Genomic DNA, 212 nt, shown 5'->3' on the forward strand with positions numbered 1-212 from the left:
CCATGATGGCCTGGGCGAGGTCCTCCTTCGCCGCGAAGTGGAAGTACAGGGCGCCCTTGGTGACCCCGGCGTGGGCGACGATCTCGCTCAGGCTGGTCGACTCGTAGCCGTGGCGGTCGAACAGGTCGGCCGCGGCACCGATGATCGTCGCGCGGGTCTGCTCGGCGCGTAGCTGCCTCGCCATCGGCTGTACTCTCCCGGGCTGGAACTCG

At 69.3% G+C, this 212-nt stretch carries 1 protein-coding gene; it reads right to left on the reverse strand.

Features of this window, described 5'->3' with window-relative positions; genetic code table 11:
• The coding region (locus IG88_RS0138205; RefSeq protein WP_031051625.1) for a TetR family transcriptional regulator at positions 1–184 on the reverse strand (184 nt) is incomplete at its 3' end.
• Between the last annotated feature and the right edge of the window lie 28 nt (positions 185–212).

The sequence above is a fragment of the Streptomyces sp. NRRL F-5650 genome (genome assembly GCF_000721365.1).
Classification (GTDB): Bacteria; Actinomycetota; Actinomycetes; order Streptomycetales; family Streptomycetaceae; genus Streptomyces; species Streptomyces ardesiacus.